Genomic DNA, 16,619 nt, shown 5'->3' on the forward strand with positions numbered 1-16,619 from the left:
AGAGGGCCGCCTCAGAAAATGTCACAGCAGCCGGTGCACGCCGTTTCGGGCAGGCTCATACTCCTGATCAAATCCGGCTACTGGCTGGCTCTGCTGATCATCGCCGCCATGGTCGTGGCCTCCTTCATCCTGCTGCAGCAGATGATGGCGGCCCAGCAGCACAACCAGGCACTGCTCGATGTGGTCAGCACACAAAAAGCCCTATCGCAGCGCATCGTCTTCCTTGCCGGCGCGACCGGTACCGCCTCACGCGACCAGCAGCCGGCCCTGGTCAGCGCGCTCAAGCAAGCGACGGTGGAGTTCGAGAAGAACTACGATCTGCTGCTCGAACGGACCGCCGCCGATCCGGCGTCGCCGGCAAGGTTCGATCCGAAATCGATCGAGAGCGTGCTTTTCGCCAAGCCGTACCATCTCGACTATTTCTCGGTCGGGCTTATCGCCAACGGCGAACGCCTGATCTCGTCATTCGAATCGCGGCTCAACATGGCCGGCAATGGTGGCTACAAAGGCGGAGAGGAGCGCGTCAACCTGAACGCTTCCGTTGCCAACGCCACATTGTCGGGCTATGCCGCACTTGGCCAGCGCATCAGCGCCTTTGCAGACCAGCGATCCGAAACACTTCTCGATCTTAACCGCACGTTGTTCTACTCGACCATCGGCGTCATCGTGCTGGTGGCGCTTTTCATTTTCAGGCCAATGTCGAATGCCATCCTGCGCAGGACGCGCGAGCTGGTCGATGCGCGCAATTCCATGGCCTTTATCGCCGTGCATGACGGGCTGACCGGCCTGCACAACCGCACCTTCCTGACCGAGCATTTCGACACGCTGATCAATGCCGCGCAGCGACGGCGTGAACGGGTTGCCGTGGTGCAGTTCGATCTCGACCGGTTCAAGCAGATCAACGACACGTTCGGCCACGCCGCCGGCGATTATGTGCTGGTGGCGGCTGCGCAGCGCATGCGTGATTCGTGCCGTACGTCGGATCTCAACGTGCGTCTCGGCGGCGATGAATTCGTTGTGGTCCTCAACGACGCCGGCAGCACCGAGGACATCGATATCGTCGCCAGGCGCATGCTGGCCAAACTCAATGAGCCGATCATTTTCCGGGGAACGACGATCCATCCGGGCGTAAGTGCCGGGATTGCGGTCTACCCGATCGATGCCGACAATGCTCAGGACCTGCTCGTCCATGCCGATCTGGCGCTGTATTCCGCCAAGAAGCAGGGCGGCGGCAGCTTGTCGTTCTTCTCCGAGGAGCTGAGACGCGAACTCGATTATCGCAAGCAGCTCGAGCTCGACATCAGGACCGCCATCTCCGAGAAGGCGTTCGAAGTCTATTTCCAGCCGCAGGTGTCGCTGTCGAACGGCGCCATCAGCGGCATCGAGGCTCTGGTTCGCTGGAGACACGCCGGGCGCGGCATGATCGCGCCGGGCGAGTTCATTCCGATCGCGGAAAAATGCGGCTTGATGTCCGAGATCGGCCGCATCGTCATTGCCAAGGCGATCAACGAAGCAGCCGAATGGAACCGCGCAGGCATCGCCTTCGGACGGATCGCCGTCAATGTATCCGGCTCGGAGCTGCGCGAGACAGATTTCGAAGTCTTCCTGTTCGACATGCTGGAGAGGGCTGGCCTGCCAGCGCACAAACTGTCGCTGGAGATCGTCGAATCCGTCATTCTCGACGATGAGAAGACCGGTATCGCGGCAAAGCTGCGGCACATCCGCGCCGCCGGCATCCATCTTGAGCTCGATGATTTCGGCACCGGCTACGCATCGCTCAGCCATGTCAATCCAAACGAGATCGATCGGCTGAAGATCGACCGCCGGTTCGTCCAGAACATCAACGAGAACAGCGGCAACACCAAGATCGTGCGTGCCCTCACCGAGCTCGCCCGCGGTCTCGGCATCTCGATCGTTGCCGAGGGCGCCGAAACCGAAGCCGAGCTCGACTCGCTGATGGCGATCGGCTGCGACCAGGTGCAAGGCTATTCCATCGCTTTCCCGATGCCGCCGGACAGCGTGCGCGAATGGCTGGTGGCGCGAACGCCCAAGAAGGCCAGGCTGACGGTGCTGCAGGGCTGCCGGGCGTAGGAAAGTCGGAACTACTGCAATGGCGGCAGGTTTCTCAGCGGATTGAGCATCGGCACCCCAAGTGGTGCGAAATGACGCTCGTTATCCGTCAGTATCACCAGGCCGTGAAGCTCGGCCGTAGCAGCAATCGCTATATCTTCAAATCCCGGCCGATGAGCCCTTGCGCGATCAAGAATAGAACCCGCGGCATGCGCGGCTCGCAAATCGAAGGGCAGAATCCTTGCCCCGTAAAGGTGCTCGACTGCCTGCCACCAGTCGCGTAGCAGCGCGGCCTTTGTGGTCGCGCCGTCGCGCTCCGCCTTCGCTATCCCCGCCGCGATTTCGGACGCAGTCACAACGGATAGGAACAGGTATTCGCTCGCCATATCGAGCCATGCCATCAGCGCCGCCCGATCAACCTTCCTGGCTGGAGCCATTGCCGAGATGATGTTGGTGTCCAGCAGAAACATCAGGGCTGGTCGCCGCGCTACAACGCAACCTTGCGAGCCGGCTTACGGGAACGAGGCGGAATGTCGTCCTTGTCCCCGGGAAAAGCCGCCAGCAGCCGCCCGAAGCTCGGCACCCGAGACAGCCGCTGATAATCTTCGAACGACAGGATGACGGCCTGCTTCCGACCGTGGCGTGTGATAATGGCAGGCTCTCCTGCAACTGCCTGATCGACGACTGCCGAAAGCGTCGCCTTGGCGTCTTTCAACTGAATTTCGCGCATGTTGCCACCCTCGCATATGACTACCATGGTCATATAACATTGCAGACGGCTTGGAACAAGGGTTGCGGTCCAATCGGTATCAACTGACATTGGCCCGCAACGCGGCCAGCACCTGTGCAAACTCTGCCAGCCTGTCGTCGGACAGTCCTTTCCGCAGCCGCTTGTCGAAGGCTAACGCGGCGGTGCGCAATTGCAGGAACAGCGCTTCTCCGGCTTGGGTCAGCTCCACCTGGTGAACCCGGCGGTTCTCGGGATCGCGGCGGCGCATCAGCAGGCCTTGCGTCTCCATGGCGTTGAGGTGGTGGGTCAGCGTTGCGCCCCGGATGCCGATCATGCCGGCGAGCTCGCGTTGATTGGCCAGCTCCCGCGACTTGACCGACAGCAACGTGACCCAGACCGGCAGCGTGCCGCCTGCCTCGACCAAGGCGGCGTCGAAAGCCTGCGCAACCAGCTTGGCGGTGCGCGCGAGATTCATCCCGATCGGCGGGCGGTCAAAGGGCGTCATGATCCGACACTAGAACAAGGGCAAAGCCTATGGAACCGGCTCGAGCTTATGCGTTGACATCTAATCATTTGATATCTATCGATATGCCTGGCGGTGGGCAAGAGAGGAAATGCGGTCATGCAATATGTCTACATCATCGTCCTCGGCCTTCACGTCATGGCGGGCGTGTTCTGGGCCGGCACCACCATCGCGGTCGCCCGCGAACCGGAGATCAGGGCGGAACGTTTCTTCCGGCCGCAAATGGGCGCAGCCGGCGTGGTTTTCCTCACCGGCTTGCTGCTGTGGTATTTCTTCCACAACGGCTCTTTCGGCTCGATGGAGAAGGTCTTGGCGCTCGGCATCTTGACGGCGTTAATCGCCGCCGGGGTTCAGGGCGCGCTGGTGGGTTCCGCCAGCAGGCAGTTGGCCGGCGCTGATGCGGCGAAGCAAACCCAGTTGCGCGCCAAGATGACAAAGGGCGAACGCATCGCCGGCGGCCTGCTGGTCATCACCGTGTTCTGCATGGCCACCGCCAGGATGTTTTGAACGTCCTGCCGCAATCGCAAGATCGTACGGTGCCCGGCGATGGCCGGCGGCGTGCGCGGCGCGCAGACCGGACCGACGTACCGTGGTGGCTCTCCGTACGGAGGTTCGGCTGCGCGCCACCAATCAATCCAAAATATTCCTCAGATTCGCAAGCCGAACCTGATGCCGTCATAGATCGCAGCGTGGATATTGCGTGAAGCTACCGCGTCGCCGATGCGAAAGACGACGAAACCGCCTTGCGGATTGCGCGCAGGAAAGATGTCGCCGCCATTGATCAGTTTTTCGTAATCGATCGCGCCGGCGTTCTTCGACAGCGGCTTCAGCGCCAGGTAGAGATCGTCGAGCGGCAGCGTGCCGTGCTCGACCACCACCTGGTCGACCCGCCGCTCGCCGCGCCAGCCATCGGCGAAGTCGGAGGCGAGCTCGGCGATCAGCTGGTTGCCTTCACGCCGCACAGAACGTAGCCGTGTGTTGATGGTCACCGTGACACCCTTTTCCTGGAAGGCGCGCATGTAGGGCACATGATTCATGCCGCCCATTTCCGGGGCGAAGAAGCGCTCTGGTGAAACCAGCTCCAGCCTGGCGCCGCTATTGGCGATCAGTTCGGCGGCACCCATGCCCTGATGGCCGCCGTTGTCGTCATAGAGCAGCACGTTCTCGGCCGGCTTGACGCTGCCGGCCATGATGTCCCAGCTCGAGGTGACGAGATCGTCGCCCGCCGTCAGAGGCGGGTTCTGCGGCAGGCCGCCGGTGGCGATCACCACCACGTCCGGCGACAGCGCCAGCACGTCGTCCGTCTCCGCCCATTTGTCGTAGCGGATCTCGACGCCCAGCCGGTCGAGTTCGGCCAGCCGCCAGTCGATGATGCCGATCAATTCCTTGCGGCGCGGGTTTTGCGTTGCCAGCCGCACCTGGCCGCCGGCCTGGCTCGATGCTTCCAGCACCGTCACCTGGTGCCCGCGCTCGGCGGCGACGCGCGCCGCCTCCAGCCCGCCGGCGCCGGCGCCGACGACGACCACCTTCCGCTTCGGTCCCTCGGTTTTCGGAATAATATGCGGGATATCAGCCTCGCGGCCCGTCGCCGCATTGTGGATGCACAGCGCCTCGCCGCCCTCATAGATGCGGTCGAGGCAATAGGTGGCGCCGACGCAAGGCCGGATCTCGTGCTCGCGGCCCTCCATCACTTTTTTGACGATATGCGGGTCGGCAATGTGGGCACGCGTCATGCCGACCATGTCCAGCTTGCCGGTGGCGATGGCGTGACGCGCGGTGGCGACGTCGGAAATCCGCGCCGCATGGAAGGTCGGGAATTTCGTCGCCGCCCTGATCTCGCCGGCAAAGTCGAGATGCGGCGACGACCGCATGCCGGTCACCGGGATGACTTTTGTCAGCGCCGCATCGGTCTCGATCGAGCCACGGATGATGTTGAGGAAATCGACTTTGCCGGAGCCGGCCAGCCGCCTGGCGATTTCGACGCCCTCCTGTTTCGATAGGCCTTTCTCGAAATCCTCGTCGGCGACCATGCGGATGCCGACAACGAACTTCTCGCCGACCGCGGCACGCACTGCGTCGAGCACCATTCCGGTGAAGCGCAGCCGGTTGTCGAGCGAGCCGCCGAAATCGTCGTCGCGCTGGTTGGTGGCCGGCGACCAGAAACCGTCCATCAGATGGCCGTAGGCTTCGAACTCGATGCCGTCGAGGCCGGCAGCCTGGCAGCGCTGCGCGGCCGCCGCATAGTCGGTGACGATGCGCTCGATATCCCAGTCCTCGATAGTCTTGGGAAAGGCGCGATGGGCCGGTTCACGCACCGGCGAAGCCGACAGCACGGGCAGCCAGTCGGCCTTGTTCCAACCGGTGCGGCGGCCGAGATGGGTGATCTGTATCATCACCTTGCAATCGTGCTCGTGGCAGGCATCGGTAAGCTCGGCGAGCCATGGCACGATGCGGTCGTCATAGACATGCAGATTGCCAAAAGCGGCCGGGCTGTCGCGCGAGACGATCGCCGAACCGGCGGTCATGGTCAGCGCCATGCCGCCCTTGGCCTTTTCGGCATGGTAGAGCCGGTAGCGTTCCTTCGGCATGCCGTCCTCGGAATAGGCCGGCTCATGGCTGGTCGACATCACCCGGTTCTTCAGCGTCAAATGCTTGAGCTGATAGGGCTGGAGGAGCGGGTCGTTGCTGGTCATCGTCTTCCTGCTGTTTCAAATTGTGCTAATGAGCGGCAAATTTTGTTTTTACGCATGTCGCTGTCCCAAAATCGCTGCGCAGTTTTGGGCGACATGCAGCAAGGAACCTGCTCATGACCGATACGAAAAACCTCACCCAGCTCGGCACCAACGTCGAGGCGCCACAGAGCCCTGAAGCGGCAGTCCTGGAAACCGTCCCGTTTTCGCGCGGCGACGGCCCGCCGGCCATCGTTCGCTTCACCTGCCCGGAATTCACTTCGCTCTGCCCAGTCACCGGCCAGCCGGACTTCGCCCATATCGTCATCGACTACGCACCCGATGCGCTGCTGGTGGAATCGAAGTCGCTCAAGCTGTTCATGACCTCGTTTCGCAACCATGGCGCCTTCCACGAAGAATGCACCGTCATGATCGGCCGCCGCATCATCGCCGCGACCAAGCCATTGTGGTTGCGCATCGGCGGCTACTGGTATCCGCGCGGCGGCATTCCGATCGACGTGTTCTGGCAAACTGGCGCGCCGCCGGAAGGTGTGTGGCTGCCCGACACCGGCGTCGCCCCCTATCGCGGGCGCGGCTGATCGGACGGAGCGGCTCACCTGATCCCGGTCCGGCACAGGTTGGTCTCCAGGAAAGGCATCACCGCGTCGCGGTATCGCTGTTGGTCATAGCGATAGAGATCAACATGCCGCGCGCCGTCGAACCAGACCAGCTTTGCGGCAGCGCCTGCGGCATCTTTCAACGCCAGTGTCTGGCTGCGAGCGACAAACGGATCCGAATTGCCTGCTAGCAGCAATATCGGCCGATCAATCGCGCCGATGCGATCGACCGGCCTGACATCATCTACCCCGAAGCCAAGGCGGAGCTGCATCTGCGCCAAGAGGATGGTCGCCTGTACGTCGCGCAACATAGGCAAGGGCGCTCGCAACGCCGTGGTTTCCAGCAAAGTCGCGTAGAGCTGCTCCAGGACATAGGCGTCGGCATGCTCCTGCTGAGCGCCAAATACAAAAGCAGCCGCACCGAGCGACGAGCCGATGGCCGCCACCTTGCGACCGGCGAAGCGTTGCCGGGCAAAGGCGAGGATGCGGCTGGCGTCCTGCCGTTCGATGTAACCAAAGCCTCTGATATCGCCGCCGCTTTCGCCATGTCCCGACAGATCGAACAGCACGATCGAGTAGCCGCTTTCGAAAAGCAGCTTCGCTCTTGGAACCATGGCCAGCTTGTTTGAACCGCGTCCGTGTAACAGCACGATTGTTCCGCAACTGTCCTGCCGATCCGCCACCCAACCGGCAAGGTCGGGCGCGCCCTCCCGCTTCAGAACGATGCGCTCCACCGGTAACCCCACAGGCAGCGTGAAGCTTTGCTGAGGCACGCGGGCCACCGCGCGGCTTCCTGCCTCCCAGGTGACAGCGCAGGCCAGGACGCAAACCGCCGCGAATAAAGCAACCACGACAGGACCTCTTCTCATCGATCGGTCACGTGCACTTCGCATCAGTTGAGCGGCAGCCGCCGGTAGCGGCTGGGGCTGTTCGGGTCGCTGAAATGGTGCATCGGCCCGTGTTCGGCAAAGTGCGCTGACCAACGTTTCATTGCCGCCGGATCGAGTTCGACGCCCAGCCCGTCACCCTCCGGCACGCGCACCGTATTGCCCGTCTGGCGGAAAGGACCGTCCTTGATGACATCGCCGATCTGCCAGCGAAACAACGACTGCGACGCCTCGGTGATCCACGGTGTCGCCGCCACGACGTGCAGATAAGCCGATGTCATGATGCCGAGATCGTTCGAATAGCACCAGAACCCCTTGCCCATCGCCTCACAGGCGGCGATGAATTTCAGAGTTTTCGACAATCCGCCGAGTGCTGCGAAATTGCAGACGAAGTAATCCGGCGCACCGAGCGCGACTGCCCGTCTGAGATCCGGGATGTGCGTCGAGAACGGAATGCGCGAATGCTGGCGCAGCGCAGCCATCTCCTCGAAGGTCGCGACCGGATCCTCGTAGTTGCGGATGTTGAACGGCTCGATCTCGCGCAGTACCCAGCGCGCTGTGGTCAGCGACCACTGCATGTTGGAATCGAGTTTGATCTGCGCTTTATCGCCAAGCGCCTCGCGCAGCATGCGCACTGTCCTGATCTCGAGCTCGGGATCGCCCATGATCAGCTTGCCCTCGAAAATCGTCGAGCCGTGCTGTTCTCGCATGCCGAGACAGTAGTCGACGATCGCTTCGGCGGTCATCTCGCCGCCGGCTCCGCCGTGAGCGGGGCGAAAGGCGAAATATTCCGAAAACGGAATGTCCTTGCGCACCGCGCCGCCGAGCAGCTTGTAGAGCGGCATGCCGAAGACCTTGCCTCTTATATCCCACAGCGCCAGTTCGACGGCGCCGAACGCCACCGTGGCTGCATTCTCGCCGGTGTTGGCGGTGATCTGCCAGGGCGGCACACAGCGCGCCTCGCAGTCGGCGATGTCGAGCGGATCGGCGCCAATCAGCGCCGGCGCGATCTCGGCCTTGATCACCTCGCCGAAATGCCACCATGGCGCCTCGCCCAGTCCGACCACGCCTTCGTCCGTCTCGACCTCGATGATCGATTTCGAGGCGCCGCCGTAGAGACCAGCCGTCCACCAGAACGGAGCATCGAGCGGGACGTTGACGTGGGTGACGCGGACGTTGGTGATCTTCATCGGTTCCGTTCTCACTCGCACTGGTATTGGCTTAGCGCCCATTCGCCGGTCACCGAGAGCAGGTCCGATATCTTCCAGTCGCCATCGATCTTTTTGAACTTCCATTCCAGCCGGTGCGGATTGCCGGAGACGACAAAAGCGACGACGACCTTGGCCTCGTCGCCCTTGATCGCTTCGATGGTCTTCAGGCTTTTGTCGATCTCCGCCTTTTCGTATTCGGAATTGTCGAGCGCCATGTTGGGATCGAGGCACTCGCCCTGCCCCGACTTCCGCAGCGCGTCGCTCTTGTCCAGCACCGACTTTGCCGGGTCGGTGAAATGGCCCCGCTGAGCCGGATCGACCTCGAGCCCGGCATGCTCGTAGAACGGCTTCACTACCGCGGTCGGCGAGCCCGGCTGCTCGGCTGCGGCCGGCGCGTTTTCTGCCGGCGGCAAAACTGCCGGCGGAGGTGCCGCACTGTCGGCCGGCGCGTTTGCGGGTGGCGCGCCGAACAGGCCTTGAGCGGCGGCGCTGCTCAATCCGGCCAGCAGGCACGCAGTCGCCAAAATCCAGGGACGGCAGCGAAGCACGGCATCACTCCGGCGACTGCCCGGCCAGGCATTCGAGCGCACTCAGGGTCCAGCCGCTGGTCTTCGAGGTAATGTCGGCGACCTTCCACTGGCCGTCGATCTTCTTCAACGACCAGACCATTTCGCGTTTGGAACCATCGCCTTCCGGAAAAAGGTTGAACGTCGCCGTCACCTCGGCGCTGTCGCCATCCAGCGTTTCGGCCAGCGTCAGCGTCTTGGCCACGGTCTTCTCGTCATAGTCCTGCGCATCGAGACCAGGGGCGAAGTCGATGCAGGGAACTTCATCCGGATGGTTCTTTGCCGCATTGTCGTTCAGTTCGAACAGTTTCGTCACCGGTGCGGTGAAGCGGTCGCGATATTGCGCATCGGCCTCGAACTTGACCGACGGGACATAAAAGAACTTCACGGCGTTGGCAGCAGGGCCGGCAAACGCGGCCGCCGGCACGGCCATCGAAAGCGCGGCAACAAAAAGTGGCAGTTTCATGGGTGTCCCCGATTGTTCACTGACGGAAGCTATCAGTACCACGCATTTTGCCCGTCGGCTTTCTTGCGGTCCATGAAATCCTGCAACGCGTCCTCTGCTGGCAACTCAGGCGTTCAGCCAGACATTCTGGAGATCCATCTCGAAGGTTTGGTGGACACCGTAGTTCTTCACCTTCTCGTTCATGTGGCTGAACAGCTTCTGCCAAAACGGCTGAATGATGACGCCCGAATCCTGCAGGATCTGCTCGATATCCTTCATGACCTCGCGGCGCTTTTCCACGTCGATGAGCGAAAGAGCCTGCTTGAGCTTGGCGTCGAAATCAGGGTTCGAGTAGCCGGTTTCGTTCCAGGCCTCGCCGGTGCGATAGCCGAGCGCCAGCACCTGTACACCAAGCGGGCGCATGTACCAGATGGTCATCGAATAGGGGTATTTCGTCCAGTCGTTCCAGAATGTCGATCCCGGCAGCACGGTGCGCTTCACCTTGATCCCGGCGTCGCGCAACTGGCCGGCAATAGCGTCGCCGGTGTTCTTCTGCCAATCGTCCTCGACGGTGATCAGTTCATGCTCGAAGTCGTCCTGCCCGGCATCGGCCATAAGCTTCCTGGCGCCCGCGGCGTCGCGTGTCTTCTTGGGCAGCGCGTAGTATTCCGGATGAATCGGGCTGACGTGGTGGTTTTCACCAACAGTGCCTCGCCCGGCGTAGCCAAGTTCGAGCACCGCTTTGTTGTCGACGGCCATCTGGAGGGCGTTGCGAACCCGCTTGTCGTCATAGGGCTTGTTCGTGATGTTGGTCCGGGCGACGAGCGTGGTCGCTGTCGCGACCTCCGATTTGACCAGCCCCATCTTGTCGAGGATGTCTATGAAGTCGGCCGGCGTCTCGAAGTTGAGGTCGATTTCGCCGGAGTCGAATGCATTTATCGAGGCGTTGAAATCGGTTCCGTAGTCGATGAATTCGACGCCGTCGAGAAGCGCTTCACCGCCCCACCATTTGCCATTCTCACGACGCTTGACGACCGCTTTCTGGCCGACCGCATAAGACACCAGTTCGAACGGCCCGGTGCCAATCGGCTTCTCAATCGGATTGGCGCCGTCGGCGTCGAAGTTGCGATGGACCACCAGCGCCGGATAGTCGGTGAAGTTCGGGACCAGCGAGATGTCCGGTTCGTTCAGCTTCAGCTTCACCGTGTTGTCGTCGACCTTGGTGATCGCCCCTTCCCTGGCCTTGCCGGTCTTTGCATCGATCAGCGCACCGACGCGCGCGGCCATCGAATTGCCGGCGGCAGCCTTCTCGCACCAGCGCGTCAGATTGTAGGCCACGTCATCGGCGTTGAAAGCATCGCCGTTGTTCCAGGCGATGCCCTTGCGCACATGCAGCACGTATTCGGTGGCGTCGTCGTTGACCTCCCAGCCTTCGAGCAGAACCGGCTCGAATGTGAACTGGCGGGTGTAGCGGACAAGCGGCTCGAGCCAGCAGCGTGAAATGTTCGCAAGTTCCACCCAGTCGTAGGTGCGCGTGTCCTTTTGCGCCTTCACCGACATCGAAACGTGCAGCGTTCCGCCTTTCTTCGGCTCTTCAGCCAAAGCCCGCTCCGGCACGGCAAGTCCAATCATGCCGTAGGCAAGGGCCGTCGATGCGCCGAAAGCGCTTGCCAGGGCCAGAAACTCCCGCCGGTCGACGCGACCGGCGCGCGCCTCGCTGGCCATTGCTTCGATGGCGCTCGGTACGCTATCGCCGTTGCTTCTGAAGAGTGTCATTTTTTCCTCCCTTATGGTTCGCATCGGGTCTTCGCCCGTGATCAACTAACGCTGTCCGGCAGTTTCTCCTCGCGCCGCGCAATCAAATCTTTGAGACCATCGGCGATGCCCTCATCGAGCTTCGGCTCCTCATAATCGGCGAGCATGTTGCGCGCTTTCTCGCGGCCGCGGGTGTCGTGGTCCTTTGCTCCTTCCGCCTTCCACTGTTCGAATGAATTGAAGTCCATGATGCTCGGTATGAAGAAGGCGGACTCGAAATGTTCAAGCGTGTGCTGGGTGCCGAGGAAATGGCCCTGCGGTCCGACCTCGCGGATAGCCGCCATAGCCTCCTTGAAATCGTCGAATGGCAGCCCGCCAGCATATTTATACCAGCCGACAAGCTGCTCGCAGTCGGTGGCAAATTTCGAATAGCCGCAGGTCAGGCCGGCTTCGAGCCAACCGGCGGAGTGCCAGATGTAGTTGGCGCCGGCAAGGATGGCGGCATGCATCAGCATGTTCGCCTCGTAGCCCGCCTGGGCGTCGTTCAGCTTCGAGCCGACGTGGAAACCGGACGTGCGCCACGGCAGACGATACTTCCGCGCCAGCGCGCCCATGAGATACATCATCTGGGCCGCCTCCGGCGTGCCGCCCATGGGAGCGCCGGTCTTCATGTCGACCGTCACCATGAACTGTCCGTAGATCTGCGGCGAACCCGGACGCAGGAGCTGTGTGAACGCGACGCCCGCCAGCGCTTCGGCATTGACCTGCGCGACCGCACCGACGGCAGAGGCCGAAGTCGAGGCGCCGCAAAGGGCGAAGGGGGCGAGGATCAGCGGCTGGTTGTGGCGCGCATAGACTTTCATCGCGTCCAGCATGGTGGCGTCCCACACCAGCGGCGAATTGCAGTTGGTGATCGACACCAGGACCGGGTTGTCGCGGACAAAATCCTCGCCGAACACGATGCCCGCCATCGCCATCGTGTCTTCGGCTCGATCCCTGGAGGTCACGATGCCCATGAACGGCTTGTCGGAGTGCTTCAGCGCCGAATGGATGATGTGGAGGTGACGCTTCGGCACCGCGATTTCCATCGGCTCGCAGATGATCGAGCTCGACGAATGCAGCGCCGGCGCCATGTAGGCGAGCTTGTGGAAATTGTTGAGGTCGGCGAGTGTGCCGTAGCGCCGGTTGTTGTCGAGGTCGCGCACGTAAGGCGCTCCGTACATCGGCACGAAGATGGAGTTGTTTCCACCCACACGTACGGAACGCTGGGGATTCCTCGCATTGAGCGTGAACTCCGACGGGACCTTCGAGATGAGCTCCATCAGCAGGGCGCGGTCGATCCGGACCCTTGTCTCCGAGACATCGGCGCCCGCCGCCTTCCACATTGCGATCGCCTCGTCGTCGCGGAACTCGCACCCGACTTCTTCGAGGATGGAGAGTGACTCCTGGTGGATCAGCTCAACCGCCTCGTCCGGGACCATCTGATAGACGGGAATCTGACGGACCAGGGTTGGAAACGACGCTATGGGTGCGCCCCGCAGCGCCTTGCGCCCCAGGCGGCCGCCGCTGCGGCGGTTGGTGTGTTCGCTCACTTCAACGGCCGGTGCGTTCATGAAGGCTCCATATTCCTGTTGGTGACCAATCTAGCCAGACAAAATGCGGCTGTGACGCTGGAAAATCCTGATCTCTTGTATAAGCTCAGCTTATGCGAAGCTTGCGCCACCTGCTGCCGTCGGCCGGCAGCCTGATCGTTTTCGAGGCTGCCGGGAGGCTGTCGAGCTTTACCGCCGCCGGGCGCGAGCTCGGCATGACGCAGGCTGCCGTCTCCTATGCGATCCGTGGGCTCGAAGAGCAGCTCGGCGCCAAACTCTTCCAGCGCCGCCACCGGCAAGTCAGCCTGACCGAGGCCGGCGACCGCTTCCATGCCGACGTCTCGCTCGGCCTGTCGCACATTCGCAAGTCGGCGGAGGATCTGCGCCAGATCGCCGTCGGCGCGCATGTGACACTCGCCGCCTCGACCGCCTTTGCCTCGTTCTGGATGATGCCGCGCCTGCAGCAGTTTCGCGACGAATTGCCGGGCATCGACCTGCGCATCCAGACCGCCGACCGCGATCTTGACATCATCGCCGAAGACATCCCGCTCGGCGTCCGCGGCGGCGAGCCCAGGGAATGGCCGGATTATCATTCGCTGCCGCTGGCCGATGAGGTGATATTCCCCGTTGCCGGCGTTAGTTATGTGGCACGGTTCGGGCTGCCGGAGGGTGTCGCGGACCTTCAATCGCACCGCCTCATCCATCTCGAAGAGCCGTTTCGCGAGGCCGCGAGCTGGGACGAATGGTTCGCCTCGGCCGGTGTCGACATCGCCGATGCCGGACGCGGCTTGCGCATCAACGACTATGCGCTGGTGATCCAGGCAGTCATGGAAGGGCAAGGCATCGCGCTCGGCTGGGGTCACCTCGCCGAGCGGCTGCTGGCATCAGGGCTGCTGGTGCGCGTCACCGGCCACGCGATGACGACCGGCAAGGGCTTTCATGTCATCTGGTCGAAGAACCGCGAACTCAGCGACAACGCCCGCAAGGTGCGGGACTGGCTGGCGGCGCAGGCGTGAGGCTATCCCAACAATAAGTGCGGGCTTGGTAGCCATCTCTTTAGAGAAATCGGTCGAAGCGATGCTCCGCACCCCATCATGTCGTGTCATCAATAACTTTCGAATTTAGTAGCCCCAGATTGTTCAGCCTCCATCGCATGGAGGATTTGGAGACGTTGTAGACTCGGGCAGCCTCCGAAACGAACTTATACCAGCCAATGTTGTGCCTTATCGTCGCTTCGGGGATTAAGATATTTGCCGCGAAGCTGTTAGCTTGACGTTCGTGAACATCATCGATTTGGCTGTTATAAAGATTGCTGTCGCGCAGCGTTCGATATTTTGTGTCGTCATTCACACCCTTACCCAGCATCCCCTTGTGCAATATGTAATGCCCAAGTTCATGCGCAATCGTAAAGCGCTGGCGGGTGATAGGCTCTCCCGCAGCGGACGAAATCTCATATGTACCGTCATCAAGGAGCTTAATCTGACCCGAGACATCGGGCGGCAGCGCAGCATTCATGACAAGCTTGATCCCCAAGTCCCGGATGGCATCCTCGATGCGCACCGGAACCTCGTCAATGTAGGTATCGAGTTTATCGACTGGGTTTGCCATTGTACGCGTCCAAAATGTTCCCTTCCACATCGCCTGCATCCGTAACGTCTGTAAGTCCAAGTCTTTCCATCTGAGCCTGAAGAGCAGCCAACGCCTGCGGATCCTTCAGAACCTCCTTTATAACGGCGAAGCCATCCTTTCGAATGTGTTCTTGGACGGACTCAGGGACGTTCTTGTGCGCCACATCCCTGGCGGCCTGCTGAGCAGATCGCCGGATAGAAAAGTACGCGCCAAATCCAATCAAGACTAAGGCCACGCCTAGAATTGAAAGCGCTATCCCGAGAAGTTCCAGAACGCCGACGTCATATGCGATCTGTAATGCATCGGGATGGGCAATCGCGTCATCGATCCGATCGGACGGCACGGTGATCGAAATAAACGACCAATCCGACACGTTGCCTCCCGACTCATGTGGTGTCACTTACGCCCATTATCTACAAATTGTGAACAGATGGGAATAGAGGCAGGGAAACCGGCGACTCAGGTTAGTATTTTCTGAGTTAACCAGCGGAGGGGCATGAAATGACGATAGATATCAAGGAATCCGGACCGCAAGATGTAGTGAGGCCATTTAGACCTTCGCTCGAAGTCGCCACCAAGCTATCAACCGACCAACGGCAAACGGAAGCTATCGAGCACATCGCTGTATCGCTCTCAGCAATCGATCACAATATCGAACGCTTGGTGAGCCTTTTCGATGGTTTCTATAAGATGATGGCGCAAAGACGCTAGCAGCCTCAGAAGCGGTGCAAGAGGCCGGAGCCAGTCCAGCCGCCTCAGATGCCGTACAACCGGCCGGGGACATTCCAGCCATCTCGGATGCCGTGCGCGTGTCGAAATCGTTCTGATTCATGCACTAGCATGTTGGCACCAGTCTTACATGTACATCCGCAATAATGGTCGTCAAACCGTCACGACGATCTTGCCGAATTGCTCGTTCGATTCGAGATAGCGGTGCGCCTCGACGATCTGGTCGAACGGAAAGGTTCTGGCGATTGCCGGCTTCAGCGAACCCGAGCTCAGTCCGTCAAGGATGAACGCCTTGGCGGCCTGCAGCCGGACCGGATCGCGCACGATCTCATGGACGAGATAACCGCGCAGCGTCAGTGTCTTTGCCAGCACTGCAGGTAGTGGAAAGGGTGTCGGGTCGAGGCTCAAGCCGCCATATTCGATGAGAATGCCACCCGGTGCCATCGCCGCCGTCAGAGGCTTGAAAATCGGGCCGCCGACGGCATCGAACACCACGCGCACGCCGTCCGGGCCGGCGATTCGCTTCAACCTGGCTTCCAGGTCCTCCTCTGCCGAGGCGATGACGTGGGCCGCGCCGAACTCAAGCAAAGCCCGCTTCTTGGCGGACGTCCGTGTGACCGCGATCGGGGTCGCGCCAATCATGTTGGCGATCTGGATCGCGGCAAGTCCGACGCTGCTCGAGGCCGCGGTAATGACAATAAAGTCCTCGCTTTGGAGGTTGGCAATGTCGATCAGCGCACCGTAGGCGGTGAGATATTGCATCCACGCTGCGGCGGCTTCTTCCCAACTCAGCGATGGTGGATGCTTGACGACGAACTCGGCGGGATATGTGGCAATCTCACCATAGGCAGGCCAGCGGGCCATCGATAATGGCGGCACGATGCTGACGGCATCGCCAGGCGCAAACCCGTCCACGCCTTCGCCGACCATCTCGACGATACCCGCCGCCTCGAGCCCAAGACCGGAAGGCAACGGCGCGGTCTGGATGTAGGTCCCCGAACGCAGCAACGCCTCGGCCCGGTTCAGGCCCAACGCCTTGACACGGATCTGGATCTCGCCCCGCCCAGGCGCAGGCATGTCGACATTCTCGATGCGCAGGACCTCGGGACCACCGAGCTCATGAAAGCGAACGACACGTGCCATCGGTCACAACTCCAAAATATTTGAACTGAATCGGCTATACCAGCGCTCATCAG

The 16,619-nt window shown here is 61.3% G+C and carries 18 protein-coding genes; 5 read left to right on the top strand and 13 right to left on the bottom strand.

The window, feature by feature from the left end; genetic code table 11:
* The first annotated feature begins 18 nt into the window (after positions 1-18).
* Positions 19-2,091: a putative bifunctional diguanylate cyclase/phosphodiesterase gene (locus NKH59_RS25170; RefSeq protein WP_353023421.1), complete on the top strand. Its 2,073-nt coding sequence runs from the start codon at positions 19-21 to the stop codon at positions 2,089-2,091.
* An 11-nt stretch (positions 2,092-2,102) separates the two neighbouring features.
* Here NKH59_RS25170 and NKH59_RS25175 read toward each other — a convergent pair whose 3' ends face one another.
* The 3 genes from NKH59_RS25175 to NKH59_RS25185 all read right to left on the bottom strand — a co-directional run bounded on the left by NKH59_RS25175 (position 2,103) and on the right by NKH59_RS25185 (position 3,305).
* Positions 2,103-2,540: a type II toxin-antitoxin system VapC family toxin gene (locus NKH59_RS25175; RefSeq protein ID WP_352774950.1), complete on the bottom strand. Its 438-nt coding sequence runs from the start codon at positions 2,538-2,540 to the stop codon at positions 2,103-2,105.
* Between the two features lie 17 nt (positions 2,541-2,557).
* Complete coding sequence (locus tag NKH59_RS25180; RefSeq protein WP_352473667.1) at positions 2,558-2,800, bottom strand: type II toxin-antitoxin system Phd/YefM family antitoxin; 243 nt, start codon at positions 2,798-2,800, stop codon at positions 2,558-2,560.
* A 79-nt stretch (positions 2,801-2,879) separates the two neighbouring features.
* Positions 2,880-3,305 (bottom strand): MarR family winged helix-turn-helix transcriptional regulator, encoded by a 426-nt coding sequence (locus NKH59_RS25185; RefSeq protein WP_352473629.1) that lies wholly within the window; start codon positions 3,303-3,305, stop codon positions 2,880-2,882.
* A 117-nt stretch (positions 3,306-3,422) separates the two neighbouring features.
* On the opposite strand from NKH59_RS25185, the gene NKH59_RS25190 reads away from it, so the two are divergent.
* On the top strand, positions 3,423-3,830 hold the full coding sequence (locus NKH59_RS25190) for a hypothetical protein (RefSeq protein WP_023674396.1): 408 nt from the start codon (positions 3,423-3,425) through the stop codon (positions 3,828-3,830).
* Between the two features lie 140 nt (positions 3,831-3,970).
* Here NKH59_RS25190 and NKH59_RS25195 read toward each other — a convergent pair whose 3' ends face one another.
* Complete coding sequence (locus NKH59_RS25195) at positions 3,971-6,016, bottom strand: oxidoreductase (RefSeq protein WP_353023423.1); 2,046 nt, start codon at positions 6,014-6,016, stop codon at positions 3,971-3,973.
* Positions 6,017-6,129: 113 nt separating this feature from the next.
* Here NKH59_RS25195 and queF point away from each other — a divergent pair, with 113 nt between their 5' ends.
* Complete coding sequence (gene queF / locus NKH59_RS25200; RefSeq protein WP_023674394.1) at positions 6,130-6,591, top strand: preQ(1) synthase; 462 nt, start codon at positions 6,130-6,132, stop codon at positions 6,589-6,591.
* Between the two features lie 14 nt (positions 6,592-6,605).
* Here queF and NKH59_RS25205 read toward each other — a convergent pair whose 3' ends face one another.
* From NKH59_RS25205 to NKH59_RS25230, 6 genes are all read right to left on the bottom strand, one after another.
* A complete protein-coding gene (locus NKH59_RS25205; RefSeq protein WP_353023425.1) occupies positions 6,606-7,391 on the bottom strand; it encodes an alpha/beta hydrolase in 786 nt (261 codons plus the stop codon).
* Positions 7,392-7,501: 110 nt separating this feature from the next.
* The gene (locus NKH59_RS25210) at positions 7,502-8,686 is read right to left on the bottom strand and encodes a mandelate racemase/muconate lactonizing enzyme family protein (protein WP_352473626.1); all 1,185 of its coding nucleotides are present in this window, start codon (positions 8,684-8,686) and stop codon (positions 7,502-7,504) included.
* A gap of 11 nt (positions 8,687-8,697) precedes the next feature.
* Positions 8,698-9,255, bottom strand: coding sequence for a hypothetical protein (locus NKH59_RS25215; protein WP_352473625.1), 558 nt, complete (start codon positions 9,253-9,255; stop codon positions 8,698-8,700).
* A gap of 4 nt (positions 9,256-9,259) precedes the next feature.
* Complete coding sequence (locus NKH59_RS25220) at positions 9,260-9,739, bottom strand: DUF3828 domain-containing protein (RefSeq protein ID WP_352542343.1); 480 nt, start codon at positions 9,737-9,739, stop codon at positions 9,260-9,262.
* A gap of 105 nt (positions 9,740-9,844) precedes the next feature.
* Positions 9,845-11,494, bottom strand: a complete 1,650-nt coding sequence (locus NKH59_RS25225; protein WP_353023428.1) for an ABC transporter substrate-binding protein — start codon at positions 11,492-11,494, stop codon at positions 9,845-9,847.
* Between the two features lie 41 nt (positions 11,495-11,535).
* Positions 11,536-13,086, bottom strand: a complete 1,551-nt coding sequence (locus tag NKH59_RS25230; protein WP_352569798.1) for a trimethylamine methyltransferase family protein — start codon at positions 13,084-13,086, stop codon at positions 11,536-11,538.
* A gap of 92 nt (positions 13,087-13,178) precedes the next feature.
* Here NKH59_RS25230 and NKH59_RS25235 point away from each other — a divergent pair, with 92 nt between their 5' ends.
* On the top strand, positions 13,179-14,081 hold the full coding sequence (locus NKH59_RS25235; RefSeq protein WP_352820510.1) for a LysR substrate-binding domain-containing protein: 903 nt from the start codon (positions 13,179-13,181) through the stop codon (positions 14,079-14,081).
* Between the two features lie 76 nt (positions 14,082-14,157).
* Here NKH59_RS25235 and NKH59_RS25240 read toward each other — a convergent pair whose 3' ends face one another.
* Positions 14,158-14,673, bottom strand: coding sequence for an ImmA/IrrE family metallo-endopeptidase (locus tag NKH59_RS25240; RefSeq protein ID WP_353023429.1), 516 nt, complete (start codon positions 14,671-14,673; stop codon positions 14,158-14,160).
* Positions 14,654-15,067 (bottom strand): hypothetical protein, encoded by a 414-nt coding sequence (locus NKH59_RS25245; RefSeq protein WP_352820508.1) that lies wholly within the window; start codon positions 15,065-15,067, stop codon positions 14,654-14,656. Before NKH59_RS25245 ends, NKH59_RS25240 begins: the two co-directional genes overlap by 20 nt.
* 128 nt (positions 15,068-15,195) lie before the next feature.
* On the opposite strand from NKH59_RS25245, the gene NKH59_RS25250 reads away from it, so the two are divergent.
* Positions 15,196-15,405: a hypothetical protein gene (locus tag NKH59_RS25250; RefSeq protein ID WP_352820506.1), complete on the top strand. Its 210-nt coding sequence runs from the start codon at positions 15,196-15,198 to the stop codon at positions 15,403-15,405.
* 171 nt (positions 15,406-15,576) lie between these two features.
* On the opposite strand, the gene NKH59_RS25255 is transcribed toward NKH59_RS25250, so the two are convergent.
* Positions 15,577-16,566, bottom strand: coding sequence for a zinc-dependent alcohol dehydrogenase family protein (locus NKH59_RS25255; protein ID WP_353023431.1), 990 nt, complete (start codon positions 16,564-16,566; stop codon positions 15,577-15,579).
* Positions 16,567-16,619 lie beyond the last annotated feature (53 nt).

Source organism: Mesorhizobium sp. M0998, from assembly GCF_040318885.1.
Classification (GTDB): Bacteria; Pseudomonadota; Alphaproteobacteria; order Rhizobiales; family Rhizobiaceae; genus Mesorhizobium.